Below are 26,756 nucleotides of genomic sequence, written 5' to 3'. Positions count from 1 at the left end.
CATCGACTATGACGGCGACGGGCGAGTCTCGCCGTTCGGCAAGCCGGATGATGCGCTGGGCTCAAGCGCGCGCTACCTCGTCAGCCGCGGCAACTATCGCCGCGGCGAGCACTGGGGCTATGAGGTCCGCGCTTCCGGCGGCGGCAAAGGCAGCCGTACCTATGCGACCTGGTCGAACGCCGGCGTCAGCCGCGCCGACAGCCAGCCGTTTCCGCAGCCGAATGCCTCGGCGCAATTGTGGGTGCCGGTGCCGGGCGGGCCGGCGTTCCTGCTCGGTCCGAACTTCTACGCCGTGCGCAGCTACAATCCGTCGATGAACTATGCGCTCGCGATCTGCCATCTCGGCGACCGTATTCTGGGCGCCCCGCCCTTCATCCAGCCCTTCCCCGGCTCCGAGCGCGCGCTGACGCTCGCCGAGATTCAGGAAATGCAGGTCCGCCTGACCAAGGCGGGCTTCGACACCGGCGGCACCGATGGCCGAGTCGGCAACGACACCATGCAGGCGATCCGCGATTATCAGGTCAAAATGGGGCTCTCGCCGGCGGACGGTTACGGCGGGCTGAAGGTGCTGGCGCGGTTGCGTCAGGGCAGTTGATCCTTTCTTGGTCATTCCGGGGCACGCGTCAGCGCGGACCCGGAATCTTTCACAACAACTTCCGGATTCCGGGTTCGCTCGCCTGGCGCAAAATCGATGCTTACATCAATTTTGTCGCAGGGCTCGCGCCCCGGAATGACGGCACTGATTTAGCGGATCACCGCTGGACCCTGATCCGGCACCGCCACGTCGATGACGCGCAGTTGCACGCGCTCGCTACCCTGCCAGCGGTCAAGCGCCAGCGAAGCCGCCACATGCAAAAGCTGGCCGCGATGGGCAGCCAACGCCTCGCCCAGTTTCTGTCCGATCGAACGGAAGGCCATGCCGTCGACGATCGCACCATCGCCGGATTTGAACCGCACGCGCAGATGCGCCTGCCCCACCTCATCGGCGTAAACGAGCTGATGCGCGGGCAGCGCAATCACGGGCTCGGGGTTGCCGCTGCCGAACGGACCGGCGCGGTTGAGTGTAGCTACCAGTTCGGCTGTAACTCCTCGCGCGCTGATTGCGCCGTCGACAAAGATTTCGTTGACATGGCGTGAGGCCGCCACGTCATGAGCGAGGGCGCCCTCCATATAGGCGCGGAATTCGGCAAGCTGTTCCTTGCGCAACGTCACGCCCGCGGCCATGGCGTGGCCGCCGCCCTTCAGCAATACGCCGTCGTGAACCGCCTGCCGCACCGCCTTGCCGAGATCGACGCCGCCGATCGACCGGCCCGAGCCGGTGCCGATGCCGCCAGGCTCGAGTGCTATGGCAAAGGCGGGCCGCGCGAATTTTTCCTTCAACCGCGAAGCGACCAGGCCCACCACGCCGGGATGCCAGCCTTCCGCGGCGGTGACGATCACGCAAGCCTTGTCTTCAAGACCAAGCGAGGCCAGCGCCTCGGCTTCGGCTTGCGCCTCCGCCATCTGCTCGATGACGCGGCGTTCGTTGTTCAAGCGGTCGAGCTCGGCCGCGATCCGCGCCGCCTCCGAGATGTCGCCTTCCAGCAACAGCCGCACCCCGAGGTCGGCACGCCCGATCCGCCCGCCTGCATTGATGCGGGGCCCGAGCATGAAACCAAGGTGCCAGGCCTCGGGCGGACCGTTCAAGCGGGCGACGTCCATCAGTGCGGTATGACCGACATGGTCACGGCGGCGCAATGCGATCAGCCCCTTGGCGACGAAGGCGCGATTGAGCCCGACCAGCGGTGCAACGTCCGCAACTGTGCCGAGCGCGACGTGGTGCAGCATCCCCAGAAGGTCAGGCTCCGGCATTTCGCTGGTCCAGAATCCCCTGTTCCGCAACTCGCGATTGACCGCCACCAGCGTGATCAGCACGAGACCGACGGCAGCAAGATGACCGAGACCGGAGAGATCGTCGGGCCGGTTCGGATTCACCAGTGCATCGACGTTGGGCAATTCATCGCCGCTTTGATGATGATCGATCACGACCACCGATAGGCCGAGCCGTCGCGCTTCGGCCAGCGGCTCAAGGCTGGTGGTGCCGCAATCGACTGTCACGAGCAGCGTGGCGCCCTTGCCGGCGAGCGCGCGCACCGCCTCGACATTGGGACCATAGCCCTCGAAAATCCGGTCGGGAATGTGGATCAGCGGGTCGAGCCCACAATGACGCAGGTGCCAGGCCAGCAGCGCTGCAGAGGTGGCGCCGTCGACGTCGTAATCGCCGAAGATCGCGACCTTTTCGTTTCGCGTGGCCGCATCCGCAATTCGTCTGGCGGCCGTCTCCATTTGCGTCACCGTGTGCGGATCCGGCATCAATTTGCGGATGGTCGGATCGAGATAGTCGGCCACCGCATCGATTTCGACATCGCGGCCCGCGAGCACGCGCGCCAGCATTTCGGGCAATTGATGACGCTGTGCGATCGCCAATGCCCGCGCCGCGCCGCGGGCATCGAGCCGGTCGCGCCACAGCTTTCCGGTGAGCGAATGCGACACGCCGAGAAAGGCCGGCGCGGCTTCGAGCGGAAGTGCGGATGCGGGAAGCGTCATGAGGCTTGCGAAAGATAAGCGAGGCAATCGCATATGAATATGCGGGACGCCTTCTTCTCCCTCCCCCTTGTGGGGAGGGTCGGCGAGCGAGAGCGAGCCGGGGTGGGGGTTTTCAAGAAGCACCATCCATGTGGGACTTTTACGGCAAATCGGCACCCCCACTCGACCGTCGTTTCGCGCAAAGCCGATGCAAAGCATCGGCGTTTTGCTTCTTAAGGACGGCGACCGAAGGTCGCCTATGCACCCTCCCGACGCTTTCGCGGGGGAGGGATAAGAAAGATGCACCGCTATATGCGATAGCCCTGTGCAAGATAGGCGAGACTGCCATGTCTTCAATGATTTAGATTCGTCGATCCACGGTTTATTACTCTCGCGGCGCAAGGCGCCCGAGCCATGTATCTCACTTGTCCGCCCAAGAACCGAGGGCGCAGGGAAAGCCGGTGCGAAGATCGCACCCATAGCCTTGCGTGCAAAACGAAAAGACACGCAAGCTTCAGTCACCACAGGTACGCCTTTTGCAATCGGCCTTCCCTGCGCGAATGGTTTTAACGGTTTCCTTCGCGCTCTCCCTGGTGAGCCGGGCTTTCTTGCCACCATCACCGGCGGATGATCCCGCCAGCTTGATATCAGCGTCGGGATATCAGGACCACGCGACTTCGCCGTCCGCTGGCGCTGTCGTTCGTCATATCGACAGTGCCCGCGTCCATCGCATCCCGCGCCCAACGTTCGTGACGATCGCGAAGCGCCCCTCTTGATCAGGGCGGGATGACGCGAATCTGCGACTGATTTGCGCTTCCGATCAACGCGTACCGCCTGCGGCGAATTGGCACGACGGGCAAATCAGTCCTCATAGCCAAAGTCATGTCAAGTGTTGAGCAAATGCTTGATCCATCGTCATTGCGAGGAGTGAAACGACGAAGCAATCCAGAATCCTTTTGCCGAAACGACTGGATTGCCGCTCGCGATGACGGGTCCCGGCAAACTCCTGCCTTCATTGCGTCAAGCGCTATTCGTTTCGTCGAAGCGGGGCGGCCATCAGCGCGTTCACGCGCGTCTTTGACGCGCACGCTCTTGGCCAAACGGGTCGAGTACAATAGTGTACGACCAATGGTTGTGCTGGCGGGTGACTATGATCGAACAACGTTTGCAGTGGTGATACCATGAGATCGGGTCGGTGGGCGGCAGTCGTTGGCGGATCGCTTTGTCTCTTTTTTCCGGGGGCACTCCTTGCCCAAGCGCCATCGGCGGCGCCGCCGCCTGCAACTGCGTCGTCGGCAAAGGTTCCGCCGCTTCCCGCAAACGCCGCGGAGTTATTCGCGCTTTTGTCGCAAAGGCATTACACCGAGCTCAGTCAGCTCTTCAGAAACACGAATAAATTTGAAGAAATTATGCTGAACATGAATTGGCAGAACAGCATGATGTTGTTAGGTGCCAGCGCATTTATAAATTTTTCTTACATTGCGAACCTGGACCGCATCAGCACCGCACTTGGTGAAGTTCGAGGGGTCGAACCAAGAAAAACGGCGGCCATGACTTGGCTTTATACATATGAGCTTATTCTGATCGATGGAGTAAAGTGCAAAGATGGCTCTGCTCCGGGACATCGCAAAGATCAGCTACTCACCACTTTCCCGACTGTTGTAAAATCCATTCGGACGTTTTCCGACGAAGAGATCGATACGATAGTGAAAACAGCGCTAAAAATGGAAAGTTTCACGGCGCCGAGACGCACAGATGACGACTTTCTCTGCCGAGGCGGTTTGGCGGAAATGCAGGCAGCACTTGCGAAATACGGAAACGAAGCTACGCGCGAGGTGCCTACACCCCAAGGTGGATTGGGGAAAACGATGGAAATAAGGGCGGATCCTGCGTCCATGCCGGAAATTCTAAGCAAGTTTGTTTCGGACGTCAGAAAAAAATAGTTTGACCGTAGCCGCCCGAAACTCGGCCTGTTTCGGCTCATAGGTCATTCTGTCAAGAAATCCTAACGCGCTGTCCGTTTTGTTTTCGCAGTTGGTCGAATACGAGCGCCTTCACTTCCGAAATATCGGACATGTTCGCTCTTGCGAATGTCAAATCAACTCCACTAGGCCAGACGACCAAATCAGCTTGAATGAATTTTCGAATTTGCGTTTTTAGCGCGGCTATAGAGATGACGACCGCAGCGGATCAGCCGCCGGATGCGCTAAATTTACTTCTGCTTTCGGCAGCACGGTGGACACGACCCGATCCCGGCCCGGTAGTGATTGAACCATAGGGATGTTGCTTCCTCCGGCGCGCGCGTCGAGAGCGACTCAACAAATTCAGCTTGCGGGATGATCGAATTTGCACTGCGTGGCGCTGAAACCGTCAGCGCATCGTTGATCGGAAGAGTCATGGCGGAATTCTGCAGAGTATTAGATCTTCGCACATCATGCAGAACCAGCCGCGCTCCGGAGCCTGCTTGCCCTGGCCTCAACCCGTGGATGGTCCTCCCCTCTCAATTCGGTCGCGCATAATTTCGAGAAGTGCGCGCGTTGACATGTTCTCGAGCGGGAATGCTGCGATCCACAAACCTCGATAGCCGAAGAGCCGATTTGCCATGCTTGTAAATTGGGTTACAAAACCTGGTCGCAGTTTCGTCAAGAACTGAGGATCAACGTCTAGAACAAGGCCTTTACCACGATAATCTTTCAAAGACAGTATCGTAGACCACGGTATCCACTCGGAGCTGATCCGGATGTCTTTGAAACCGTCCCGAGTCAAAAAAAGAACCGGATGCCGCGAATCGAACAGCCTGCCAGCGGCCTGAGTAGCAGCAAATCCAAACATAATGATGCCGGCAACCCCAATCAGCAATGCCAGGATCGGCGAAACGAATTGGCGAGCCCTTGTTGGAGGGGGTCCAAGGAAGCCAAGAAGAACGCCGATACACGCTCCGGTCATGAGCAATCCACCGAGAGTGAGCAAAATCCCGCCGGCAAGGAAGAAACCGAGCCGGACACGCGATTCGCAGATTTCCAGGCAATCATTCGCTTTGAGTTTGTCCGACATATCGTGCTCTCATTTTTCGGAGCGAGCCATGCTTGCGAAGGGCGATATCACTGTACACGCGTGTCCGCTCCTGCTTATGGCGATTGCACTGATCAGTACGCGTGATATTGCCAGAGACTACAACCAGCGCGATTTAAACATTAGTAATTGTTTGTCCAAGATTTTAAGGAGCCTCTTTGGGCGGACGAACGCCAGGCTTCCGCTTTTGATGCTGTGGACGGCTCCTCCACCCGGCACGCGAGTTAGCTGCGCCGCAGAATTTGGCCGCGATCGGTGCGTAGCAGACTCGGGCAAGCCATTAGTGCGGACGCGCTCCGGCAACGCGGGTCCAAAGGTACTCTGGAAGGATCGGACTAAAGGAAATATGGTCGTTCCTTGTTGGGGTAGCCAATCGCCGCCTGATGGCGCCCTGCTGCCCGCGCGAGACGTAATGACGGAACGGTGCCATGACCCGACAGATGAAGCTGATCGGCTTCCTGCAGGCCCAGAACTGCTCGAATTATCCGGCCTCCTGGCGACATCCTTCGTCGAAGCCAAACTGGTTCTCGCGCGAATATTATGAGGAGATCGGGCGCACGCTGGAGCGCGGCAAGTTCCATCTCGCGTTCTTTGATGACCGGCTCGCGATTCCGGACCGCTACGGTGACGACTTCAGGGAGACGATCCGTCACGGAATTCGTGCCGCCAAGCTCGATCCGATTGCGGTGGCGCTGACGATGGGGCTCGCGACGGAGCGGCTCGGTATCGGGGTCACCTACTCGACGACTTATTACGAGCCGTTCCACGTCGCGCGCGTGTTTGCAACGATCGATCTTCTCCTGAACGGTCGCGCCGCCTGGAACGTCGTCACTTCGCTGAATGATTCCGAGGCTGCCAATTTCGGCGCGTCAAAACATCTCGGCCACGATCTGAGGTATGACCGCGCCGATGAATTCATGGAGGTGGTTCTCGGGCACTGGAATAGCTGGGAGGAAGATGCAATCTGTTTTGACCGCGAGAGCGGTCTGTTCGCCGATCCTGAGAAGGTGCACCGCCTCGACCATCACGGCAGCTTCTTCAAATCGCGCGGGCCTTTCACGGTGCCGCGCTCACGCCAGGGACATCCCGTCATCATCCAGGCCGGGCAGAGCGGGCGCGGCAAGCAGTTCGCCGCGCAATGGGGCGAGCTGATTTTCGTGGTCTACCCGAACCTGGACGTCGCCAAAAAGCAGTACCCGGACTTCAAGCGCGGTTTTGCCGAGAAGGGACGCGATGCCTGCATCGCGCCTGCGGTCTACGCGATCGTGGCCGAGACGCAAAGCGAGGCGGAAGACAAGTTCGCCGCGGTCGATCGGCTCGCCAAGCCGATCGATTCGCTGGTGCTGTTGTCGGAGGTGCTCAATTTCGACTTTGCTTCGAAGCCGGTCGACGAGCCGTTTACGTCTGAGGAACTACAGGCGATCAGCGGCCTGCAAGCCGTCCGTGACCGCGTCATTGCCGCCAGCGGCAAGGCCAATCCGACGGTGCGCGATTTCGTCGACTTTAGTGGCCGAGGAACGGTGCGTGAGATGCCGACTTTTGTCGGGTCGCCGAAGATGGTCGCGGACCAGTTCGAACAATGGTTCACGGGTGGCGGCTGCGACGGTTTCGTGATCGCGGCGACCCATGTGCCCGGCACTTATGAAGATTTTGTACGCCTTGTCGTGCCGGAGCTGCAGCGCCGCGACCTGTTCCATCGTGAATACGAGGGCGAGACGCTGCGCGAGAATCTCGGACTGCCGAAGCCGCTGGTGCGGCGAATTTGAAGTTCCTGTCGGTATCGCGGCAAGTTGGTGATTGGGGCTTCAAATTCAAAGCCTCTCGGCGCCCTACTTTGCGAATGTTAGAATCACAGGATCACTGGAAAAAAAACCAGATTCTAGTGTAGTTTAGGATTTGGCATTCGCTTTCCGGACTCGCGGCTTGGGAGGAGCGAATGTCAAATCCACTACACTGGTGCCACTTTCCGAAATTCGTGTTACACCTCGAGCCGCGCACCTTTCGCGAACTTCGGAAAGTAATGGGCACTGGCAAATCCATGACTCTAGTGCTGAGCGACATCGTCGGTCTGAACATCGGTCGCAACCGAACAGGGGGACACCCATGGTACGACGCCTGGCCATGCTTCTGGCGATCGCGCTGGCGCTGACTGCGGGGCCGACACTTGCGCACCATTCCTTCGCGATGTTCGATCGGGACAACCAGGTCGATCTCGAAGGCGTGGTGCAGGAGTTCAGGTTTGCCAATCCGCACACCTTCATCTATCTGGCCGTGAAGCAGGAGGACGGCAGCACAGTTACCTGGAGCCTTGAGGGCCAGAGCCCGAGCGCTCTCGTCCGGGATGGCTGGACCAGCAAGACCCTCAAGCCCGGCGATGAGCTCAGGATGCGGATTGCACCGCTGCGCAGCGGCGCGCCGGGCGGCGCCTGGGCGGCGGATCAGATCAGCTTCCGCGACGGGCGCGTGCTCGAAGTGTCGCACCGCAGCGGTTTTCCCGAATCGTCCGACGTGTCGCGCTAGTGTAGTGGATTTGACATTCGCTCCCCCAAGCCGCGAGTCCGGAAAGCGAATGTCAAATCCTAAACTACACTAGAATCTAATACTTTCCAGTGATCCTATGGTTCTAACATTCGCAAAGTGGGCGCTGAGAGGGGATGCGAATGTTAGAATCCGATCACTAGTGTGAGGAGGCAGCGTGATGACCCATCGCCGTCTGATCGGCCCGGTTACGCTGCTGGCCTTGCTGACACTCGCGACATCAGGTGCGCGGGCCGATGGTGAAGGAAAATATCCCGACTGGAGCGGGCAATGGTTTCGCACCGGCGGCATCCAGTTCGACCCGACCAAGCCGCTCGGCCGTGGCCAGCAGGCGCCACTCACGTCCGAATACCAGGCCAAGTTCGAGGCGAGCCTTGCCGATATCGCCGCCGGCGGCCACGGGCTGAACGAACACACCTCCTGCCTGCCGCACGGCATGCCACGGATGATGAACGTGATCTATCCGATGGAGTTCATCGTGCAGCCGAAGATCACCTACATCCTGTTCGAGGACAACCTGCCGCGTCGCATCTATACCGACGGCCGCAGCTGGCCGGCCGAGCCGGAGCCGTCCTTTGCGGGTTATTCGATCGGCCACTGGGTGGATCAGGACGGAAAGGGAAGCTTCAATCTGCTTGAGATCGAAACCCGCTACATGAAGGGCCCGCGCACGTTCGAGGGAAGCGGCCTGCCGCTGCACGAAGACAACCAGACGGTCATCAAGGAGCGCATCTTCCTCGACGCGGCGAAGCCCGACCTTCTCCATGACGAGATCACCACCATCGATCACGCGCTCACCCGCCCGTGGACGGTGACCAAGAGCTACCGGCGGGAGCGCAATCCGGTCTGGTTGCCCAACGAATGCGCCGAGGACAACCACCACGTCAGCATCGGCAAGGACGACTACTTCATCGGCGCGGACGGCCTGCTGATGCCGGCCAAGAAGGACCAGCCGCCGCCCGACTTGCGCTATTTCCGCCAGTCAAAAAAGTGAGGGACGACGGTGGATCGTAGGGTGGGCAAAGGCGCACGCGCCGTGCCCACCAAGTTGCAATGACTGTTTTTATGGTGGGCACGCTTCGCTTTGCCCACCCTATGTCCGCCACCGCAAAGAAATCTGCTCAACACCCCACGCGCTGGGCCAGCTCGCCAAAATCTTTGGCCACGACATCCCAGTCGCCCTTCGCCTCGAAGTCGAATTTCTGCAAAGGGCCATATTCGGTCGGGCGCGCGACGAAGGCGGTCTTCAATCCCAGCTTCTGGGCGGCCTTCAGGTCGTGATTGTGGGCCGCCACCATCATGACCTGCGCGGGGGGCAGGCAAAGCAGGCGCGCCGCGCCAAGGTAGGTTTCCGCGTCCGGCTTGTAGTGCTCGAACAACTCCGCCGACAGGATGACATCCCACGGCAGCTTTGCGAACTTCGCCATCTCCGTGAGCAACGCGACATTACCGTTCGAGAGCGTGCCGATGATGTATTTCGTCTTCAGCCGGGTCAGCCCGGCGACACTGTCGGGCCAGGGGTCGAGCCGGTGCCAGCCCATCGTGAGGTAATGCAGGTCGGCGTCATCAAGTCCGGATATCGAAAGTTGTTCGACCAGCTTTTCCAGCGACTGGCGATGCAGCGTATCGAGGATCACGTAGCCGCGTTCGGGATGCTTCCTGACCTCGTCCATCGACGCGGCATAAACTGCGCGCCAGCCATCGACCAGCGCGGTCCAGTCCGCGTTGATGCCGCGCTTTTTGCCCCATGCCGTGAAATCATTGATCAGGCTGGTGCGCCAATCGACCACGGTGCCGAAGACGTCGAAGATGAGGGCTTTGATTTGGGAAAGGTCGGACATGTGTAAGTCCTTCTAACGTCATTCCGGGGCGCATCGTCAGATGCGAACCCGGAATCCATTCCTCCAAAAGTAATGCGGCACGATGGATTCCGGGCCCACGCTACGCGTGTCCCGGAATGACAAGATTAATCGAGATAGAATTTGTCGAGTTGCCGGTGTTCGGCCCTGATATAACGGACGGTACCCGTCACCGAGCGCATGACGACGGTTTCCGTCTCGATCACGCCCTTGCGGAACTTGACGCCCGAAAGCATGGAGCCGTCGGTGATACCGGTGGCCGCAAACAGGCAGTCGCCCCTGGCCAAATCCTCGATCTCGTAAACCGCGCGCGGATCGGTGACGCCCATCTTGCGGGCGCGCTCGCGTTTTTGCTCGCTGTCGAGAATCAGCCGACATTGCATCTGGCCGCCGATGCAGCGCAGCGCAACCGCGGCCAGCACGCCTTCGGGCGCGCCACCCGTGCCGATATACATGTCCACCCCGGTATTGTCGGGGTCGGCGCAATGGATAACACCCGCGACGTCGCCGTCGGTGATCAGACGCACGGCCGCGCCGGTCGAACGCACGCTGTTGATGATATCCGCATGCCGCGGACGGTCGAGCACCAGCACGGTGATGGCCGAGGCTTCGACGCCTTTGGCCCTGGCCAGCTTGCGGACGTTGTCTTCCGGCGGCGCATCGAGTTCGACAATGCCCTTCGGATAACCCGGACCGATCGCCAATTTCTGCATATAGACGTCGGGCGCGTGCAAAAGCGTGCCGCCATCGGCCATCGCCATGGTCGCGATCGCGCCGGGCATGTTCTTGGCGCAAAGCGTCGTACCTTCGAGCGGATCGACGGCGATATCAACCTTGGGACCGGCATTGAGCCCGACCTTCTCGCCGATGAAAAGCATCGGCGCCTCGTCGCGCTCGCCCTCGCCGATCACGATCGTGCCTTCGATCGGCAGCTTGTTGAGTTCGCGGCGCATCGCATCGACGGCGGCCTGGTCGGCGGCCTTTTCGTTGCCGTGACCCCGCAGCCGCGCCGCCGACACCGCGGCGCGCTCCGTCACCCGCACGATCTCGAGCGTCAGGATCCGTTCAAGCAATAACTGCGGCGGAACGGAAATATGGGTCGACATCGGCGGACTCCTTCAGGACTTAAACTTTGCGGATCTTTCGGGTCCGCATTTTCTTAATCTTCGTCGTCAATTGGCATCTGGCGCGCGATGGTTCGAACTCGAATGACATCGCGCTTCAGCCCATTGTCTGCGCATGATCTCCGCGCAAACGCATTCGCGTTTGTTAGCTAAGGAAAACCGGCTCTCCCTTTTTTTCCCGGATCATGCATGAGCAGGTCAGTTCTTTTCGATCCGTATCACCTGAGGCCGCCCGCTGATCACCTTGTCGCGCTGCACCGCCGCTAGCGCGCGATGTACCGCGTCCTCGTGGGTGGCATAGGTGATCAAAATGACAGGCACCGGCGCAGCTTTCCTCGCCATTCCGTTCGCGTCAACGCCATCGGGATGGCGCTGGACGATTGATTCAATAGAAATTTTTTGTTCCGCAAGTCGGGTGGCGATGGTTGCGGCGGTGCCGGCAAGGTCGCGCGCCATCAGGCGGATATAGTAACCGCCTTCATGCCGCTCCATCGGGGCTTTTTTGGTCTCGCGCAGCCGTTCCGCCGGCCGGCCGAACGGCAGGGCGCGGATGTCGCGCGCGACGTCGGCAATATCGGCGACGACAGCCGAGGCCGTTGCGGCACCGCCCGCGCCTGGACCCACCAGCGTAATTGGCGGAATGCCATCGCCGTCGATGGTCACCGCGTTGGTCACGCCCATGACTTGCGCGATCGAGGATGATTTCGGCACCATGGTAGGATGGACGCGCTGCTCGATGCCCTTGGCGGTCCGAACCGCGACGCCGAGCAGCTTGACGCGATATCCGAGTTCCGCAGCCGCACGCAAATCTTCCGGCTTGATCGAGGAGATGCCTTCCACATAGATCGCGCTCTGGGCGATTTTGGTGCCGAAGGCGAGGCTGGCAAGGATCGCAAGTTTCTGCGCGGTATCATGTCCGTCGACATCGAAAGACGGATTGGCCTCCGCATAACCGAGCCGCTGCGCATCTTTCAGGCATTCGGCAAATGACAAACCCTCCTGTTCCATCCGGGTCAGGATGTAGTTGCAAGTGCCGTTGAGAATGCCATAGACGCGATTGACCGTCGTTCCGGCCAGACCTTCACGCAAAGTCTTGACGACGGGGATCGCGGCGCCGACCGCCGCTTCGAAATTCAACGCGCCGCCATTTTTCTCGGCCAACTTCGCCAGGCGAAGGCCGTGCCTCGCAATGAGCGCCTTGTTGGCGGTCACGACCGACTTGCCGGATTTCAGCGCCGCCTCGATCGCCGACAGTGCCGGTTCTCCCGATCCGCCCATCAGTTCCACGAAGCAATCGACTTCGGGATCGCTCGCGAGCGCCAGCGGATTTTTCGCCCAGACAATGCCGCGCAGATCAATGCCGCGCTTTTTTACCTTCGAACGCGCCGTGACGGCGACGACGCGAACGCCGCGTCCGCTGCGCGCCGACAGCATGCGGCCCTGCTGCTCGATCAGACGGGCCACTTCGGCACCCACGGTGCCGAGCCCCGCAATACCCACTTTCAGGGGTGCGACCATGACGGGAAAAACCTAACGGAAGAGAGAAGACCGGATTCCTAGCGCCGGTTGGCGAGAGGAACCACGTTGTGCAACGTTTGGATGCCGCTTTCAAGGAAGCGACGGACGCCGCGGGCAGCCTGGCGAATGCGCTGCTCGTTTTCCACGAGCGCAATACGGACAAAGCCCTCGCCGTGCTCGCCAAAGGCTACCCCTGGCGAAACCACGACGCCTGATTTCTCGACCATGAGGGTCGCAAAATCCATGCTGCCGATCCCGCGGAAGGCTTGAGGCAGCGGCGCCCAGGCGAACATCGACGCCTGCGGCGGCGGAATCTCCCAACCGGCGCGGCCGAACGACTCCACCAGCGCGTCCCTTCGCTTGCGGTAGGTGTCGCGCATCTCGCGGATGCAATCTTCCGGACCGTTGAGGGCTGCGGTCGCAGCGACCTGGATCGGCGTGAACGCTCCGTAGTCGAGATAGGATTTCACGCGCGCCAGCGCGGCGATGATCCGCTCGTTGCCGACGGCGAATCCGATCCGCCACCCGGCCATCGAAAAGGTCTTCGACATCGAGGTGAATTCGACCGTCACGTCGATGGCGCCGGGAACCTGCAGCACCGAAGGCGGCGGGCGCTTGTCGTCGAAATAGACCTCCGCATAGGCCAGATCCGACAGGATAAAGATCTCGTGCTTTTTCGCGAAAGCCACGAGATCCCTGTAGAAATCGAGATCGGCGACATAGGCGGTCGGATTGGAGGGATAGCAGACGATGATCGCAAGCGGTTTTGGGATCGAATGGATGATGGCCCGCTCGACCGCCTCGAAAAATTGCGGCGTCGGCTCCGAAGGGACCGAGCGGATAACTCCGCCTGCCATCAGAAACCCGAAAGCGTGAATGGGGTAGCTCGGATTGGGGCACAGCACGACGTCGCCGGGCGCGGTGATTGCTTGGGCGACATTGGCAAACCCCTCCTTGGAACCCAGCGTCGCCACGATCTGGGTTTCCGGATTGAGTTTGACGCCAAAGCGGCGGTCGTAATAGCCCGCCTGCGCTCTGCGCAGGCCGGTAATTCCGCGCGAAGCCGAGTACCGGTCGGTCCGCGGTTTTCCCAGGGTCTCCTTCAGTTTTTCGAGAACGTGGGGCGGGGTCGACAAATCCGGATTGCCCATGCCGAGATCGATGATATCGGCGCCGGCAATCCGTGCTGCCGCCTTGGCCCGGTTGACCTGCTCGAATACGTAGGGCGGCAGACGGCGGATACGGTAAAAATCTTCCATAGAACCCTGCTCCGACAACCTTTAAGCGGAATCGCCAACAGACGATGCTGCGAAACCTGGGTCGGTCTTGTCGAGAAATCGCACGAAATCAGAGATTTAGCACGAAATCAGGCGCAAATCCTGCCTGGTTGTCCAAATTGACGGTTGAATTTGAGTTCTTTTACCACGGACGCCCGTCCGCGCCAGCGGCCACGTCACTTTGCAGCCGTGTCTTTGGCGTCTTTAACCTCCTTGGCATCCTTGGTGTCTTTGGCGCCGACCGCCGAGGCCTGACGTTCCCTTGCCGCGATCAATTCGCGCTCAATCCTGGCCCGCTCGGCGGGGTCCATCACCGCCTCTTCACGCTCGGGAGGTCGTTCGTTGATCGGCAGGTAGGCACCGGCATCCTTCGGACGTGGCGGCGCCTCGGCTGGGGTTCCACCCAGCGGCAAATCGGCAATCGAAATCGAACAGCCGCCCAAGGTCAGCGCACTCAAGGCCAGCGCCGACACCAGCAGCGCGCAGATGGCTCGTCCCCGCGTTACCCAACCCGTCGACATGCCCTCGCCATCCCTAACCCGCCTTACGTGGCACCCACCGACACTTATCTACTAGGTTGAGGCTGGCCGCTCAAACCATTGTCGTCCGAAATCATTAAAAGCTGAAACGACAAGTTTCATCGCTACGGCCTCAATGTGACCGGACAAAGGTAAAATGTCGCAGTGCAACACACAACTCGGCAAGTTTGGCTTTCGAGCTTGTCAGGGTCGATCTGCGCGGTGACGATGATGAAAATGAACCTATAGTGTCGCGCATGGCAAACGTCACGACAGAACAGAATGCAAAGAAGTTCGACCCCGAAGCTTTCGCGATGAATCTTGCGCGAGCGATGGAGAATGGCGGCAAGGCGCTCGCGGCCTATCTGCAGCCCCGCGAAGACGGCGAAGTGAGGGACCAGCCGCCGAACGAGCTCACCGAGCTCGTCAAGACGTTCAGCGCAGTGGCGGAATATTGGATGTCCGACCAGGATCGCGCGGCCGAAGTCCAGGCCAGGATCGCCAAGGCCTATCTCGATCTGTGGGGATCGTCGATGCGCCGCCTCGCCGGCGAGGAGGCGCCGCCTGCAATCGCGCCCTCTCCGCGCGACAAGCGGTTTGCCGATCCGGAATGGAAATCCAACCAGTTCTTCGATTTCGTGCTTCAGCTTTACCTGCTGACGGCGCAATGGGCGCAGGAACTGGTGAAAAATGCCGACGGCCTCGACCCGCACACCCGCAGGAAAGCCGAATTTTACGTGCAGCAGATCACGAATGCGATGGCACCTTCCAACTTCGTGCTGACAAATCCGGAAGTGCTGCGCGAAACACTCGCATCCAACGGCGTCAACCTTGTTCGCGGCATGAAAATGCTCGCCGAAGACATCGAGGCGGGACGCGGCACGTTGCGCATCCGCCAGTCCGATCCTTCCAACCTCGAAGTCGGCGTCAACATGGCGACGACTCCAGGCAAGGTGATATTCCAGAACGAGTTGATGCAGCTGATCCAGTATGAACCCTCGACGGAGAATGTGCTGCGCACGCCGCTCCTGATCGTGCCGCCGTGGATCAACAAATTCTACATCCTGGACCTGAAGCCGGAAAAATCCTTCATCAAGTGGTGCGTCGACCAGGGCATCAGCGTGTTCGTGATCTCGTGGATCAATCCGGACAAGAGCCTGCGCGCCAAAACCTGGGAAGACTACATGAAACAGGGCCCGCTGGCGGCGATGGACGCCATCGAGCGCGTCACCGGGGAAATGAAGGTCCACACGATGGGGTACTGCGTCGGCGGAACCCTGCTCGCCACCACGCTGGCATGGCTTGCTGACAAACGCCGCGTCCGCGTGACCTCGGCGACCTTCCTCGCGGCGCAGGTCGATTTCAGCCACGCCGGCGATCTTCTTGTGTTCGTCGACGAAGATCAGGTCTCGGCGATCGAGCGCGACATGCAGGCTTCGGGCGTGCTCGAGGGCGCCAAAATGGCGATGGCGTTCAACATGCTGCGATCGAACGACCTGATCTGGTCCTATGTCGTCAGCAACTATCTGAAGGGACAGCAGCCCTCGGCATTCGACCTGTTGCACTGGAATTCCGACGCAACGCGGATGCCGGCTGCGAATCACTCCTATTACCTGCGAAACTGTTATCTGGAGAATCGCCTGTCGTCGGGCACCATGGTGCTCGACAACACGCTGCTTGATCTGTCGAAGGTGAAGGTGCCGGTCTACAATCTGGCAACGCGGGAGGATCACATCGCGCCGGCCGATTCGGTGCTTTACGGATCGCAATTTTTTGGCGGACCCGTGAAATATGTGTTGTCGGGATCCGGACACATCGCCGGCGTGGTCAACCCGCCATCGCTGGGCAAGTACCAATACTGGACCAACGACAATATCAAGGACCTGACACTTGCGGAGTGGCTCAAGGGCGCCCGGGAGCACAAGGGATCATGGTGGCCCGACTGGCGGGAATGGCTTCAGTCAATCGAAGGCGAGCAAGTGCCCGCACGCGCGGTCGGGACAGCCGAACTGCCTCCGCTCGAGGACGCGCCCGGCAGTTACGTCCGCGTTCGTGCGTAGCGCAACCACACAGGCTCGGGTATAAGTGAACGTGCCGACGGGGATGATCGGCATAATTGGCAGGGGGAAAAAATGACGCCTGGATTGATGACACCCGAATTGTTCTGGCTCACCTTGACGGTGATTTTGACGGGATCGTTGTGGGTTCCCTACATTCTCAATCGAATTTCCGTGCGCGGCATGATGGGGACGTTGGGCAATCCGTCGCGCAACGACAAGCCGCAGGCGGAATGGGCCACGCGCCTGATGTTTGCCCATGACAACGCGGTCGAAAACCTCGTGACCTTCGCGCCGCTGGTGCTGATCCTGGCTGAACTCGATTATTCGACCAAATGGACCGTTTACGCCACTGCGGTTTATTTCTGGGCGCGCGTGGCGCATCTCGTGGTCTACACAATGGGCGTGCCGGTATTTCGGACGCTCGCCTGGACCATTGGCTTCTTCGCGCAGGTGGTGCTGGTGCTGGCGATCTTCAAAGTGGTCTGACTGGTGGTCACAACATTCGCATCCCGTCTAGGCAAGCACTTTTGCGAATGTTGGAATCAAAGGACCACCAGCAAATCGTGTTGCCGCGGGCGCTTTTGCGAATGCCTGGAATCAAGGGACCTCGTTCAGACCCTGGACCCATGGGACGCTGACCATGGGCCTCGGATTACAGCGCGTCGTTGACGCGCCTTTGGCAACGAACGTTTAAAAACAGCACGACCTGCTGCAGCCCTGCCGCATCCAGTGTGTCACACTGATTCCAAAGCGAGGAAGGCATGACAAAGGCGGCATCCGTCGATGTCGGAGCATTGATCGAGGGTCAGAGGTTCGGCCGCTTCCAGGCCGGCTTGATGTTCTGGATTTGCACCTTCATGCTCATCGAGGGCTACGACATGCAGGTGGTCGGTTACGCCGCACCTGCCATCATCAAGGCGTGGCACTCGGACAAGGCGGCGTTCGGCGTGGTGTTCGGTGCGGGCCTGGGCGGCTTCATGCTTGGCGCCACCATCCTTGGCAACCTTGGCGACCGCTTCGGCCGCAAGCGCATGATCGTCGCCGGTTCCCTGCTATTCGGCCTTTTCACTCTTTGCAGCGCCTGGGCCGATGGGCTCACATCGCTCCTGGTGTTGCGAACCATCGCCGGCGTCGGACTCGGCGGCTCGATCCCCAATGCCATCGCGCTGGTGACGGAATATGCCCCGACGCGCGAACGCGCGACCCGAGTCGGCGTGATGTTTATCGGTTACACGGTGGGCTCCGCGCTTGGCGGCGTCATCGCCGCGCAACTTATTCCGGCCTGGGGATGGCCCAGTGTCTTTGTCGTGGGCGGCGTGCTGCCCATTGCGATTGGCGTTGTCTCACTGTTCGTGCTGCCGGAATCGGTGCGCTTCTTGATGGTCACGCGCGGCCGCACTGACCTCGTGATCGGCCTGTTGCGCCGCGTCCGCCCCGACCTTGCGGTTCCCGATTACGCCTCGCTCGCGATCGAAGAGGAGAACAGGGAAGGCTTGCCGGTGGCACACCTGTTCGCCGACGGCCGGGCTTCGATGACCGCGCTGTTGTGGCTTGCCTATGCCGCCAACATGGTCTCGCTGCACTTTTTGACGAGTTGGCTGCCGACCGTTGTCGCCGAAAGCGGCGTTCCGCTCGCTCATGCGGTGATTGCAACCGCTCTCCTGCAGGGCGGCGGCGCGGTCGGAAGCCTGGTGGTCGGTCGGTTGCTCGATCGCATCGGCACGCTTGGCATCGTCGCCGCCTTCCTGGTCGCAGTGCCGTGCATTGCAGCACTCGGCCATGTCGGGACCAACGAGACGCCCCTGATGGCACTGGTGATCGTTGCCGGTTTCTGCATCATCGGCGGCCAGGTCGGCATCAACGCATTGGCCGGCACACTCTATCCCACCTACATGCGTTCGACCGGCACCGGTTGGGCCTTCGGCGTCGGCCGCATTGGATCCATCCTTGGGCCTATGGTCGGGGGTCAATTGCTCGCCTTCGGCCTGCCGCTCGGCATGCTGTTCGCGGCCGCCTCCACGCCGGTTCTGATCTCGGCCGGCGCCCTCTTCTTTCTCGGGCGGCTTCCGATCCTGCGCAACCGCGCGGCGGGAGTTGCGGCTGCGTCAAGTGCGATGCCTTCGCCGCTCTATCCGGCGTCGGAAGGCCATCGACCATGAACGAAGTCCCACTCACGCTGGCGATCAGCCGTTACGACCATGTGGAAGATCTGACCTCGGGGCGCATTGTGCCCGAAGGCATCCGGCTCACATGCCTTGACCTGCCAATCGAGGAAATCTTCTTTCGCTTTCTGAAATACCGCGAGTGGGACGTATCCGAAGTGTCGTTTGCGAAATACGCCTCGCTCATTTCTCAAGGCGACCGCACATTGACCGCTATTCCAGTCTTTCCCTCACGCATCTTCCGCCATTCATCGATCTATGTTCGCCGCGACGGCGCCGTCCGCACGCCGCAGGATCTCGCCGGCAAACGGATCGGCCTTCCGGAATGGGCGCAGACCGCGGCGGTTTATTCGCGCGGGCTGCTTGCGCATCAACACGGCATCGATCTGGCAGGCATCGAGTGGATACAAGCGGGTGTGAACGAGCCCGGCCGCGGCGAGAAGGTGACGCTCAAGCTGCCGAGCGGCATTCGCCTGAAAGCGGCGCCAACAAGGAGCTTGAGCCGGATGTTGGTCGAGGGTGAGGTGGATGCGGTCTTGTCGGCGCACCCGCCCGATTGTTTCGAGAACGGCGATCCGGACATCACCCGCTTGTTCGAGGATTACATGGCGGTCGAGGCGGAATACTACCGCGCGACCGGCATTTTTCCGATCATGCACGTCATCGCGCTGCAGCGGGCGACGGTCGAGGCCCATCCCTGGATCGCCACCAACCTCTTCAAGGCCTTTGAGGAGGCAAAGCAACGCAGTGTCGCACGCGCGCTGGAGGTGACGGCGCCGCGCTTTCCCATTCCGTGGTGCTTCGAGCACACGCGCCAGGCGCAAAAACTGTTCGGGAGGGATCATTGGCCCTATGGCGTTGACGCCAACCGCACGACGTTAGATGCCTTCCTGCAATACGCCGAAGAGCAAGGCGTCTGTCATCGCCGCCTCGCACCCGAAGATCTATTCCCGGAACAGGTTTTGTCTCGGGTCAGGGTGTGAAGCTGCGATGGATCGACGCCAAAGCCGCGTGAACAGCGCTTTGGCCCACCCGCGCACCCCGACGCCACGCTGCGGCGACAGAACTGCAACGTGGCTCGACTTGCAACGTGGCTCGTCCGCGGCGCGCTATTTGTCCCTCAAGTTCAGCATCAGCCGCATGTTCTGCACGGCTGCTCCCGAGGCGCCCTTGCCGAGATTGTCGAGGCGGGCGAGGAGAACCGCCTGGCGGTGCTTCTCGCTGGCAAAGACGTAGAGTTCGAGCATGTTGGTCTCGTTCAACGCCTCGGGCTCGATCCGCCCCGTCTTCGCGGCCGGATTTTCCAGCGGCATGACCGAGACGTAAGCGCTGCCGGCATAGCGCCTGGCGAGCGTGCCGTGGAGGTCGGAGCCCGACGGCTGGTTCGGGAGCGTATCGAGCTGCAAGGGTACGGACACCAGCATGCCCTGCCGGTAGTCGCCCACGGAGGGCACGAACAGCGGGCGGCGCGAAAGCTTCGAATAGAGCTGCATCTCTGGAATGTGCTTGTGCTCGAAGCCCAGCCCATAGAGCTCGAAGGCTGGCGCGCTGCCATCCTCAAAGCTCGCGATCATCGACTTTCCCCCACCCGAATAGCCACTGACCGCGTTGACGGTGATGGGATAATCCGCCGGCACAAGACCGGCATCGACGAGCGGTCGCAAGAGCGCCACCGCTCCGGTCGGATAGCATCCGGGATTGGCGACCTTCCGCGCCGCCCTGATCTTGTCGGCCTGGTCCGGCGCGAGCTCCGGAAAGCCATAGGTCCAATCGCCGGCGACCCGAAAAGCAGTCGACGCGTCGAGAACCTTGGGAGCCGCGTTGCCCATGCCGTCGATCAGCGCAACCGTCTCTTTCGCCGCATCGTCGGGCAGGCAGAGGATGACGAGATCCACCTCTTCCATCAGCGCGCGCTTTGCACTCGCATCCTTGCGCTTTTCCTCGGCGATGCTCTTCACCACGACATCGTTCTGCGATGAAAGGCGCTCGCGAATGCCAAGGCCGGTGGTCCCCGCGGCACCGTCAACGAACACCGAAGGCTTGGTCCCGGCGGACTTGGTCGTGGCCTGGTGGGTATCGGAAAGCGTCATGGCGCGCTCCTTTCGAGCGTGTTCGTATCGTTCGCGAAAGCTCGCGGCCGCGCCTCTCGCATCAAGCCAGCAATCTGTTGTGAGCCGTTGTCCTCACGCACGGCCAAAGCCGCCGCGACGGCCGTATAATCGGCCTCGGACTTGTGCTGGTTGAGCTTGAAACTGCCCTCGACTTCAACAACGGTCATGACCAAGCCTACGATCGCCTTCTTCATTGCTTCCAAGCGCCCGGCCGTCATCTTGGCCGGTGTCCACGGCTTCTTCGGCGCCAGCCAGTTTTCAAACTTCGCGCTCAAGGTCTCAATTTGGACCGCGAGTTCGTCGTCGGACAATTTTCGCACCGGCCCGGTCAAATGGACGGCCTGGTAAAGCCAGGTCGGCACCTGATCCGGCGAGACATACCAATCCGCCGATACATAGGCATCCGCGCCGCCGACTGCGAGCAGCCAGGACGATGTTCCATCTGCAAGTTTGATCAGCGGGTTGCCGCGGGCGAGATGAAAAAGAGCCCTAGGTGTGCCGTCCGCCGCATAGTCGAGATAGAACGGCATCAGCGATGCGATCGGCCTCTCACCGTCGAAGGCGCAGGCGGTGCCAAAGCCGCGCGCCTCCGCAAAGGCAAGGCTCTGGGCGCGCTCGGGTCTGAACATCGGTGGCGTGTACATCTGAAACTCCTGCTTCGAGGTAGGAGCCGCCAGATCGAACCGCGTATCTTGGAGATCAAAGAGCCGCGGAAGACGATCCGGCGGCAGAGGCGTATCTTATGCGCAGATATCCGCCCATGCCGCAGGGGTGCGGCGGCGGCGAGCCAGGACAACGGGGGTCGCAGCATTGATCATGCCGCGGCCTATAAGGCTACGCCCGGTTGGCGTCAAGGCGGCTTGAGACGAAAAATCGGTCAACGGCGCTTGAAATGGTCCGCAAATGGGCCTGCGAGAGCCGGCTTGGCAGCCAAATCGGCAAGGCAGCCTTGGGTTATCGGACTTCAGACAACGCGCCAGAGCCATTCGGCGATTTGCGCGATCACGTCACCGAACAAGAGCAGCGCCGCCGACCAGACGAACGCCGATATGAAGTTGGCCAATTGGAAATGCCAGTAAGGCATCTCGAAAATCCCGGCCGCAAGCGGCACGGAGGCACGCAGGGGTCCGAAAAATCGCCCGATGAAAATGCTGGGCACGCCCCAGGCTCTTACGAACGCCTCGCCGCGCGGCAAAATTTCCGGGTAACGCGACAGCGGCCACAGCTGCGCAACTTGCTCCTTGTATCTGAAACCAAACCAGTAGGAGACCCAGTCGCCGAGCGCCGCGCCGATGCTGCCGGCAATCCAGACCGGCCAAAAACTGATGCCGCTGACACCGATCAGCGCGCCAATGGCCACCAGCGCTCCCCACGCCGGGATCAAGAGCGAGATGAAGGCAAGCGATTCGCCGAATGCCAGCAACAGGACGATCGGTGAAGCCCACGCTTGATGGTCACGCACGAATTCGGCCAGCGCGCGCGTGAGATCTTCCATTCCAAGAGGTCCTTCTGGGCCAAAGGCCCCTGTTTAAGCTGGCCTGATCGAGGACATCAAGTCACAATACCATTGTAGCGGTTCGGAAGTCCGCATCATTGCAGCTCGCGACTACGTCACGCGGACTTCTGAACCAAAGCCCACTAGTGGAGTGGATTTGACATTCGCTTCAGGGTCGCCGCTAATCCTCATCGCGCGAATGTCAGAACCGGGACACCAGTGCGGTGGACTTGAGATTCGCTGAAGTATCGCCGCGAGTCCTTAGCAGCGAATATCAGCAATGCGGTGGATTCGTGAGCCTTGGGGCACGCACCCCCGCCCTTCATTACCAACCAATAAGCACGGGATTAAAGCATATGATTGGATCACTGATGATGTGTGCAAGCGTTGCGATTCTGCTGTTCGGCATGGTCGCGGGAATCGCGATGGGGATTGAACAGGACTTCACGCTGGCGCCGGCGCACGCGCATCTCAATCTGGTCGGCGGCGTCCTCTTGTTCGTGTTCGGGCTCTACTACAAGCTCGTTCCAGCGGCGGGAAACAGCGCCCTGGCGAAACTGCAGGGCTGGCTCCAGATCGCTGGCGGAATCCTGTTTCCGGCCGGCGTCGCCATTGTGATCCTCAAGGGCACCTCGTTCATTATCGCGCCGGTTCTGGGATCGCTGATCGTCGTCGCTGCGATGGCACTATTCGCGGTCATCGTGTTCAGGACTTCGCTGGCTTGACCTCAATCGCGTGGTTTTGGACTCACCTTTAAGGGTCACGCGCTCCCACTGCGGTCACTTTTTAAGTCCATCCGTGGCATAGTCAGACAGATCGATTCGGGCCGCGACCGCATCCCCGCAACACGTGAAAGACTATGCCTAAGCCATTGAAATCTAGTGATAAAACAAAGGCTCCCGATGACTTGTTCGGCGCTGCCGGCAGCAAGGGCCGCGCGTCGTTGAAGGTTGCTTCGCGCTCGACAAGCGCGGAAGCCGGATATACCGCGCGCGACATCGAGGTACTCGAGGGCCTTGAGCCGGTACGGCGTCGTCCCGGCATGTATATCGGCGGCACCGACGAAAAGGCGCTGCATCATCTGTTCGCCGAAGTCATCGACAATTCGATGGATGAGGCACTGGCCGGCCATGCCAGCTTCATCGAGGTGGAACTTGGCTCAGACGGATTTTTGACCGTCACCGACAACGGCCGCGGCATTCCCGTCGATCCGCATCCGAAATTCCCGAAGAAATCCGCCCTCGAAGTCATCATGTGTACGCTGCATTCCGGCGGCAAGTTCGATTCCAAGGTCTACGAGACCTCGGGCGGACTTCACGGTGTCGGCGTATCGGTGGTGAACGCGTTGTCCTCGCGGCTCGAGGTCGAAGTCGCACGCGGCCAAAAGCTCTACCGCATGGCGTTTGAGCGCGGCCATCCCAGGAGCAAGCTGGAAGATCTCGGCAAGATCAACAACCGCCGCGGCACCAAAATCCGTTTCAAGCCGGATTCAGACATCTTCGGCGCCAAGGCCACGTTCAAGCCGCAGCGCCTGTTCAAGATGACGCGTTCGAAAGCCTATCTGTTCGGCGGCGTGGAAATTCGCTGGCGCTGCGATCCTTCATCGCTCAAGGGCGTCGAGGACGTGCCGGCAGAAGCCAGCTTTCACTTCCCAGGCGGGTTGAAGGACTATCTGGCGGCGGCGATCCACGCCGACACGCTGGTGCATCCGGATATCTTCTCCGGAAAATCCGGACGGGTCGGTGCTCACGGCGCCTGCGAATGGGCGGTGGCCTGGACTGCGGACGCCGATGGCTTCCTTTCCTCGTATTGCAACACGATTCCGACGCAGGACGGCGGCACCCACGAATCCGGCATGCGCAGCGCGCTTTTGCGCGGACTGAAGGATCACGCCGAACGCGTCGGTCAGGGCAAGCGCGCTTCCTCCGTCACTTCCGAAGACGTGATGGTGGGCGCAGCCGTGATGCTCTCGGTGTTCGTCCGCGAACCGGAATTTCAGGGCCAGACCAAGGACCGCCTCGCCACGGCGGAAGCCCAGCGCATTGTCGAACAGGCGATCAAGGACCCGTTCGACCACTGGCTGTCGGGCAATCCGCTGCAAGCCAACAAGCTTCTGGATTTCGTGGTCGAACGCGCCGAAGAGCGGCTGCGCCGCCGCGCTGAAAAGGAGATTTCGCGCAAGACCGCGGTCAAGAAGCTGCGTCTTCCGGGCAAGCTCGCCGATTGTACCAATACGGCCGCCGAGGGCTCGGAGCTCTTCATCGTCGAAGGCGACTCGGCCGGCGGCAGCGCCAAGCAGGCGCGCGATCGCAAGACCCAGGCGATCCTGCCTCTGCGCGGTAAGATCCTCAACGTCGCCTCCGCCACCAAGGACAAGCTCACCGCAAACGCACAGCTTGCGGACCTTATCCAGGCCATCGGCTGCGGCACCGGCGCGCATTATCGCGAAGAGGATCTGCGCTATTCCCGCATCATCATCATGACGGATGCCGACGTCGACGGCGCCCATATCGCCTCGCTCCTGATCACATTCTTCTATCGCCAGATGCCGCGGCTGATCGATGAGGGCCACTTGTATCTCGCGGTGCCGCCGCTCTATCGGCTCACGCATGGCAGCAAGACGGTTTACGCCCGGGACGAGGCCCACAGGGACACGCTCTTGAAGAGCGAATTCAACGCCAACGCCAAGGTGGAAGTCGGCCGCTTCAAGGGGCTGGGCGAGATGATGGCGTCACAACTGAAAGAGACGACGATGGACCCGGCGAAGCGGACGCTGCTGCGCGTGGTCCTGCTCGCCGACGACCGGGAAGGTACGGCCGATTCCGTCGAACGGCTGATGGGTACCAAGGCCGAAGCCCGCTTTGCCTTCATCTCCGATAAGGCGGAGTTCGCCAGCGATGATCTGCTCGATGTCTGAGAAGGCGCTTGCCGGCATACCTCGCAGATTATCTCATGAAATCAATTGGTTGTAGCATACATGGTGCCGGCAAATGTTTTCCGCCCGGTGTGCCCCCCTGGCAACAGTTTTTTCGAGGGGTTCGGCTATAACTAGCGGCAGATTCGACGCTATCGCGCCTTGCCGCGCTCGTTCAAGGAAGTTGAAATGAAAAAACTGATTTTGGCTCTGGCGGCAATCGCGGCTTTCAGTGGATCGGCCTTGGCAGCGGATTTGCCGGCAAGGGCGCCAATGTATCAACCGCCTGCCCCCGCATACAATTGGACCGGCTTCTACTTCTTCGGTGGCGCAGGCGGCGGCGTCTGGGACGCAAACACCCAGGTTGTGAGCACGGTGACCGGCATCTGCCAGACCTGCGTCATCCAAAAGCAGGGTGGTGATGGCTGGTACGGCACGGTCGGTGCCGGTTACGATTGGCAGTTCAGCGGCGATTGGGTCGCTGGCATTTTCGCCGACGGCCAGTTCGGAAGCCTCAAGGGTACGATTCAGGACCAGCTCGGCCAAACCACTGGTTTTATCAAGAATCAGGACAACTGGGCCGTTGGCGTTCGCTTGGGCTATCTGGTCGCACCAACCGTCTACTCCTACGTGAATGGCGGATACAGCGGATCCAATTGGAATGGCACGGGCCTCGTGAACTCATTGACGGGCGCTGCGTCAGGCTTCCACACCAATTCGTTCACCGAGAACGGCTGGTTCATTGGTGGCGGTGTTGAGAACAAGCTCGCCCTGTTCGGCTTCCTTGGCCCCAACTGGTTCATGAAGACCGAATACCGCGCCGCCTACTACAACACGCGGACCATCAACGAGCTCGTGGATGGGACGGGCGCGCTGGCACCCAACAGCATCACCTTCAAGCCTCTGGTGCAGACGATCAGCACCTCGCTGGTCTATCGCTTCAACTGGGGCGGCCCGGTCGTTGCAAGGTACTAGGCTTTTCGCTTTCGTCCGCGAACAAGAAGCCTCGGCCTGATCCGGGGCTTTTTTCTGCCCGATGAAAGCGATATCTCGCGCGGCCGGATACGGTTTCAGCCTGGTGTCCCAAATCCGACAAATCGCCAACCGAGTGTGGTGGATTTGACATTCGCTTCAGTATTGCCGCGAGCCCTCAAGGCGAATGTCAAATCCAAAACCACACTGGAATCCGATATTTGCTAGTGTCCCTTTGGTTCTGACATTCGTAAACAAACCATCCGCGATAGGATACGAATGTCAGAACCGGGACACTAGGGGGAAAGCCCATGCGCACGTTGCTCCTGATCCTGGGTTTGATCGCACTCGCGATCGGTCTGCTCTGGATCGGCCAGGGTACCGGCATGATCGCCTGGCCGGCGTCGAGTTTCATGATCGGCCAAATCCAGTGGGCGGGATATGGTGCGGCACTCGCGGCTCTCGGCCTGGTGCTGATCTGGCAGACCAAGCGCTGAATCCGCAACGCTGCAAATTGTAGGGTGGGCAAAGCGAAGCGTGCCCACCCTCATTCTCCATGATATGATTCATT

23 protein-coding genes are annotated in these 26,756 nt (G+C 60.5%); 13 read left to right on the top strand and 10 right to left on the bottom strand.

Annotated elements, in window-relative coordinates; genetic code table 11:
* The coding region (locus VNX23_RS25925; protein ID WP_325634413.1) for a peptidoglycan-binding protein at positions 1–595 on the top strand (595 nt) is incomplete at its 5' end.
* A 149-nt stretch (positions 596–744) separates the two neighbouring features.
* Here the strand turns inward: VNX23_RS25925 and recJ are convergent.
* The gene (gene recJ, locus VNX23_RS25920) at positions 745–2,586 is read right to left on the bottom strand and encodes a single-stranded-DNA-specific exonuclease RecJ (protein WP_325634412.1); all 1,842 of its coding nucleotides are present in this window, start codon (positions 2,584–2,586) and stop codon (positions 745–747) included.
* 1,160 nt (positions 2,587–3,746) lie between these two features.
* Between recJ and VNX23_RS25915 the strand changes: the two genes are divergently transcribed.
* Entirely contained in the window at positions 3,747–4,508 is a 762-nt protein-coding gene (locus VNX23_RS25915; protein WP_325634411.1) for a hypothetical protein, read from the top strand.
* Between the two features lie 532 nt (positions 4,509–5,040).
* On the opposite strand, the gene VNX23_RS25910 is transcribed toward VNX23_RS25915, so the two are convergent.
* A complete protein-coding gene (locus VNX23_RS25910; RefSeq protein WP_325634410.1) occupies positions 5,041–5,619 on the bottom strand; it encodes an STM3941 family protein in 579 nt (192 codons plus the stop codon).
* A 446-nt stretch (positions 5,620–6,065) separates the two neighbouring features.
* Between VNX23_RS25910 and VNX23_RS25905 the strand changes: the two genes are divergently transcribed.
* From VNX23_RS25905 to VNX23_RS25895, 3 genes are all read left to right on the top strand, one after another.
* Positions 6,066–7,403, top strand: coding sequence for an LLM class flavin-dependent oxidoreductase (locus tag VNX23_RS25905; RefSeq protein ID WP_325634409.1), 1,338 nt, complete (start codon positions 6,066–6,068; stop codon positions 7,401–7,403).
* Between the two features lie 337 nt (positions 7,404–7,740).
* Complete coding sequence (locus tag VNX23_RS25900) at positions 7,741–8,157, top strand: DUF6152 family protein (protein ID WP_325634408.1); 417 nt, start codon at positions 7,741–7,743, stop codon at positions 8,155–8,157.
* Positions 8,158–8,335: 178 nt separating this feature from the next.
* Entirely contained in the window at positions 8,336–9,169 is an 834-nt protein-coding gene (locus VNX23_RS25895; protein WP_325634407.1) for a hypothetical protein, read from the top strand.
* A gap of 127 nt (positions 9,170–9,296) precedes the next feature.
* On the opposite strand, the gene VNX23_RS25890 is transcribed toward VNX23_RS25895, so the two are convergent.
* From VNX23_RS25890 to VNX23_RS25870, 5 genes are all read right to left on the bottom strand, one after another.
* Positions 9,297–10,016 (bottom strand): haloacid dehalogenase type II, encoded by a 720-nt coding sequence (locus VNX23_RS25890; RefSeq protein ID WP_325634406.1) that lies wholly within the window; start codon positions 10,014–10,016, stop codon positions 9,297–9,299.
* A gap of 125 nt (positions 10,017–10,141) precedes the next feature.
* Positions 10,142–11,140, bottom strand: coding sequence for a class II fructose-bisphosphatase (gene glpX / locus VNX23_RS25885; RefSeq protein ID WP_325634405.1), 999 nt, complete (start codon positions 11,138–11,140; stop codon positions 10,142–10,144).
* 216 nt (positions 11,141–11,356) lie between these two features.
* On the bottom strand, positions 11,357–12,676 hold the full coding sequence (locus VNX23_RS25880) for a homoserine dehydrogenase (protein WP_325634404.1): 1,320 nt from the start codon (positions 12,674–12,676) through the stop codon (positions 11,357–11,359).
* Positions 12,677–12,714: 38 nt separating this feature from the next.
* Complete coding sequence (locus VNX23_RS25875) at positions 12,715–13,935, bottom strand: LL-diaminopimelate aminotransferase (protein WP_325634403.1); 1,221 nt, start codon at positions 13,933–13,935, stop codon at positions 12,715–12,717.
* Between the two features lie 194 nt (positions 13,936–14,129).
* The gene (locus tag VNX23_RS25870; protein WP_325634402.1) at positions 14,130–14,474 is read right to left on the bottom strand and encodes a hypothetical protein; all 345 of its coding nucleotides are present in this window, start codon (positions 14,472–14,474) and stop codon (positions 14,130–14,132) included.
* 254 nt (positions 14,475–14,728) lie between these two features.
* On the opposite strand from VNX23_RS25870, the gene VNX23_RS25865 reads away from it, so the two are divergent.
* The 4 genes from VNX23_RS25865 to VNX23_RS25850 all read left to right on the top strand — a co-directional run bounded on the left by VNX23_RS25865 (position 14,729) and on the right by VNX23_RS25850 (position 19,676).
* Positions 14,729–16,531 (top strand): class I poly(R)-hydroxyalkanoic acid synthase, encoded by a 1,803-nt coding sequence (locus tag VNX23_RS25865; protein WP_325634401.1) that lies wholly within the window; start codon positions 14,729–14,731, stop codon positions 16,529–16,531.
* Positions 16,532–16,618: 87 nt separating this feature from the next.
* The gene (locus tag VNX23_RS25860; protein ID WP_325634417.1) at positions 16,619–17,017 is read left to right on the top strand and encodes an MAPEG family protein; all 399 of its coding nucleotides are present in this window, start codon (positions 16,619–16,621) and stop codon (positions 17,015–17,017) included.
* A 275-nt stretch (positions 17,018–17,292) separates the two neighbouring features.
* The gene (locus VNX23_RS25855) at positions 17,293–18,690 is read left to right on the top strand and encodes an MFS transporter (RefSeq protein WP_325634400.1); all 1,398 of its coding nucleotides are present in this window, start codon (positions 17,293–17,295) and stop codon (positions 18,688–18,690) included.
* A complete protein-coding gene (locus VNX23_RS25850; protein WP_325634399.1) occupies positions 18,687–19,676 on the top strand; it encodes a 4,5-dihydroxyphthalate decarboxylase in 990 nt (329 codons plus the stop codon). The genes VNX23_RS25855 and VNX23_RS25850 overlap by 4 nt, the downstream gene beginning before the upstream one ends.
* Positions 19,677–19,802: 126 nt before the next feature.
* Here VNX23_RS25850 and argC read toward each other — a convergent pair whose 3' ends face one another.
* From argC to VNX23_RS25835, 3 genes are all read right to left on the bottom strand, one after another.
* Positions 19,803–20,783 carry an N-acetyl-gamma-glutamyl-phosphate reductase gene (gene argC, locus VNX23_RS25845; protein ID WP_325634398.1) on the bottom strand — a complete coding sequence of 327 codons (981 nt, stop codon included), beginning with the start codon at positions 20,781–20,783 and terminating at the stop codon, positions 19,803–19,805.
* On the bottom strand, positions 20,780–21,448 hold the full coding sequence (locus VNX23_RS25840; RefSeq protein WP_325634397.1) for an FMN-binding negative transcriptional regulator: 669 nt from the start codon (positions 21,446–21,448) through the stop codon (positions 20,780–20,782). The genes argC and VNX23_RS25840 overlap by 4 nt, the downstream gene beginning before the upstream one ends.
* A gap of 320 nt (positions 21,449–21,768) precedes the next feature.
* Positions 21,769–22,299 carry a DedA family protein gene (locus VNX23_RS25835; RefSeq protein WP_325634396.1) on the bottom strand — a complete coding sequence of 177 codons (531 nt, stop codon included), beginning with the start codon at positions 22,297–22,299 and terminating at the stop codon, positions 21,769–21,771.
* Positions 22,300–22,655: 356 nt separating this feature from the next.
* Between VNX23_RS25835 and VNX23_RS25830 the strand changes: the two genes are divergently transcribed.
* The 4 genes from VNX23_RS25830 (at position 22,656) to VNX23_RS25815 (ending at position 26,682) form a co-directional block, all read left to right on the top strand.
* Positions 22,656–23,024: a hypothetical protein gene (locus tag VNX23_RS25830; protein ID WP_325634395.1), complete on the top strand. Its 369-nt coding sequence runs from the start codon at positions 22,656–22,658 to the stop codon at positions 23,022–23,024.
* A 134-nt stretch (positions 23,025–23,158) separates the two neighbouring features.
* Positions 23,159–25,216: a DNA topoisomerase IV subunit B gene (parE, locus tag VNX23_RS25825; RefSeq protein WP_325634394.1), complete on the top strand. Its 2,058-nt coding sequence runs from the start codon at positions 23,159–23,161 to the stop codon at positions 25,214–25,216.
* 186 nt (positions 25,217–25,402) lie between these two features.
* Entirely contained in the window at positions 25,403–26,188 is a 786-nt protein-coding gene (locus VNX23_RS25820; protein WP_325634393.1) for a porin family protein, read from the top strand.
* Positions 26,189–26,496: 308 nt separating this feature from the next.
* Positions 26,497–26,682, top strand: a complete 186-nt coding sequence (locus VNX23_RS25815; RefSeq protein ID WP_325634392.1) for a hypothetical protein — start codon at positions 26,497–26,499, stop codon at positions 26,680–26,682.
* The last annotated feature ends 74 nt before the right edge of the window (positions 26,683–26,756 follow it).

This window comes from Bradyrhizobium sp. (genome assembly GCF_035570375.1).
In the GTDB taxonomy this organism is placed as follows: Bacteria; Pseudomonadota; Alphaproteobacteria; order Rhizobiales; family Xanthobacteraceae; genus Bradyrhizobium.
Note: the sequence above shows the minus strand (reverse complement) of the source record. Positions and strands in the feature narration are given on the sequence as shown.